This window comes from Hallella bergensis DSM 17361 (assembly GCF_000160535.1).
GTDB lineage: Bacteria > Bacteroidota > Bacteroidia > Bacteroidales > Bacteroidaceae > Prevotella > Prevotella bergensis.
The window spans coordinates 1-1,144 of the sequence record NZ_GG704795.1 but is presented as its reverse complement, the minus strand read 5'-3'; the positions used below and the strand labels follow the sequence as shown (position 1 = coordinate 1,144).

Here is a 1,144-nt window from a genome sequence, read left to right as displayed (position 1 = left end):
TGTTCGGTATGCAAGAGTAAGCACACGGTCAGAAACGGAGTGCGTCAAGGCAAACAGCTGTATATGTGTAAGGAATGTCATTCACAGTTCCGGGCAGGCAACACAGTGTCCGAGGATGAGTTATGGCGTTCCTATCAGCAGGAGAAGCAGACGATAGCCGAGTTGTCATCACGATTTGGTATCAGCCTCGCAACCGTCAAGCGCAGGCTGCATTACATCAAATGTGAATGGGTGCAGCCCCCACTCTCTGGCGGAGGCTTCGTTCATTTGGATGTCACTTATTGGGGACGTGGCTTCGATGTCTTGCTGGCTCTTGATTCTGCCACAGGCCTGCCATTATAGGTAGCCTTTGTAAAGAGCGAGACCGTGAAAGACTATGAGGATGCTGTAAGTAGTATAAAGAATCGTGGCTACATGATTGGCGGACTGATCATAGATGGAAAACAGAGTTTGTTCAAGGCTTTTTCAGACTATCACATACAGATGTGCCAATTTCACATGAAACAGATCGTCAAGCGTTATCTCACGCAGCATCCCAAGATGCTCTCCAGTAGAGAGTTGAAAGATTTAGTAGGTAGGCTTCACTGGAGTAAGGAAGAAGATTTCAAGAAGGACTATCAGGAGTGGAAAGAGAAATGGAAAGATACCATAAATCACAAGAGTCTACACAAGGACGGAAAGATGCATTACACCCATCGACGCTTGAGAGCGGCGATGAACAGCCTGAACTTCTATCTTCCCTACCTCTTCACATACCAGCGGGAAGATTGCAAAGAAATGCCCAATACGAACAATAAAATAGAAGGTACCTTCACCGACCTAAAGAAGAACCTAAACAATCATAGCGGGCTGACGATGGAGAATCGCAAGCGGTTCATTTCTGGGTTTTTCTTGGCATTGGCAGAATCTCTAAGTATGAAAAAGCAGGAGCCGCGTTGATAGCCACTCCTGCCCATACTTGTCAATCTGCACAGTCCTATTCCTCATGAAGTTGCTCCTCAGCAGTGCTTCACTATGCTTCAGACTGCGAGTTAAAGGTACAAAATGGTCGTAATATCAGCAAAGATGTATAGGAAAAAGTCATCCTGCAATTTGAGCTATTGAATACCTACTACTCAAAATCATCCTGCAAAATGAGCTATAC

General features: G+C 45.4%; 1 pseudogene. It reads left to right on the top strand.

What is annotated here, in order from left to right:
- A pseudogene (locus HMPREF0645_RS14510) lies at positions 1-939 on the top strand (IS256 family transposase, variant Zn-binding type); the annotation flags it as partial.
- Between the last annotated feature and the right edge of the window lie 205 nt (positions 940-1,144).